This is a genomic window from Microbacterium umsixpiens, assembly GCF_053543675.1.
Genome location: NZ_JBLVOH010000068.1, coordinates 15417 through 16785, shown reverse-complemented (window position 1 = coordinate 16785; position 1369 = coordinate 15417). Strand labels below are relative to the sequence as shown.

General features: G+C 67.7%; 1 protein-coding gene and 1 pseudogene. Both read left to right on the top strand.

The features are described from left to right. On the top strand, window positions 1-579 hold a 579-nt coding region (locus ACNPM4_RS06890), incomplete at its 5' end, for an SDR family oxidoreductase (protein WP_448985189.1). Between the two features lie 96 nt (window positions 580-675). After that, a pseudogene (locus ACNPM4_RS06885) lies at window positions 676-1369 on the top strand (IS5 family transposase); the annotation flags it as partial.

The following is a 1369-nucleotide window of genomic DNA, read 5'->3' as shown; positions in this document are numbered from 1 at the left end:
GCCGCTCTGCCGGGCGACCTTCGCGACCCCGAGTACTGCCGGACACTCGTCGCCGATGCGGTGGCCGCCCTGGGCGGGCTCGACATCCTCGTCAACAACGGCGGGAAGCAGGTCTACCAGGAGTCGCTGATCGACATCACGGACGAGCAGTTCGACGACACGTTCAAGACCAACGTGTACGCGATGTTCTGGATCACGAAGGCGGCGCTGCCGCACCTCCCCGCCGGTTCGACGATCATCAACACCACGTCGATCCAGGCGTACTCGCCCTCCGGCATCCTCGTCGACTACGCCTCGACCAAGGCGACCATCAACGCGTTCACGAAGGGGCTTGCCGAGCAGCTCGCCCCGAAGGGCATCCGTGTGAACGCGGTGGCGCCCGGCCCGATCTGGACGCCGCTGCAGCCGAGCGACGGTCAGCCGCAGGAGAAGCTGGACAGCTTCGGCGAGGACACCCCGCTCGGCCGGATGGGACAGCCCGCCGAACTCGCCCCGGCATACGTGTTCCTGGCGTCGGCCGAGTCGAGCTATGTCGCCGGCGAGACGCTGAACGTCAACGGCGGCATGCCGACGCCGTGACCGCGCGGGGTCGTCGACGGGCTCCCCGCCGACGCCCCCGTACGACCTAGGGCGTGTCTGACAAAGGTTGGGGGTGGGTGCTGGCAGGCTGATTGCGTGTCTCGTTTTCAGGTGCTCTCGGATGTTCAGTGGTCGTTGATCGAGGAGATGTTGCCGCGGCCGACGGGCAGGCCGGGTCGGAAGTTCTCCGATGCGCGCACGATGGTCGAGGGCATTGTCTATCGGTATCGGACCGGGATCGCGTGGCGGGATCTGCCTGCGGTGTTCGGGCCGTGGCAGACGGTGTGGACGTGGCATTACCGGATGGCGAGCGACGGGACGTGGGATCGGGTGCTCGACAAGCTCACCGCCGCCGCAGACGCGGCCGGGTTGGTGGACTGGTCGCTGTCGGTGGACTCCACGATTGCTCGCGCGCATCAGCATGCGACGAACACGACCCGCCTCACAGGGGGCTGGATCGAGTTACAAGAATCTGCGGGAAGAGCCGCCTGACCACGGCGTTGGCCGATCCCGAGGCGGCTTGTCGACGAAGATCCACCAGCTCGTCGACGGCAACGGGCGTCCGCTGGTCACGTTGATCACCCCGGGCGGGCGGGCGACTCGCCGATGTTCTTGCCCCTGATGGATCAGCTGCGTGTGGGCCGCGAGAGGGGCCGACCGCGCACCCGACCGGACGCGGTCCGAGCCGATAAGGCGTATTCGTCTCGCGCGATCCGCGGGCACCTCCGTTCCCGCGGCATCAAGGCCGTGATCCCCGAACCCGATGACCAGAAGGGTCATCGCCGCGGCC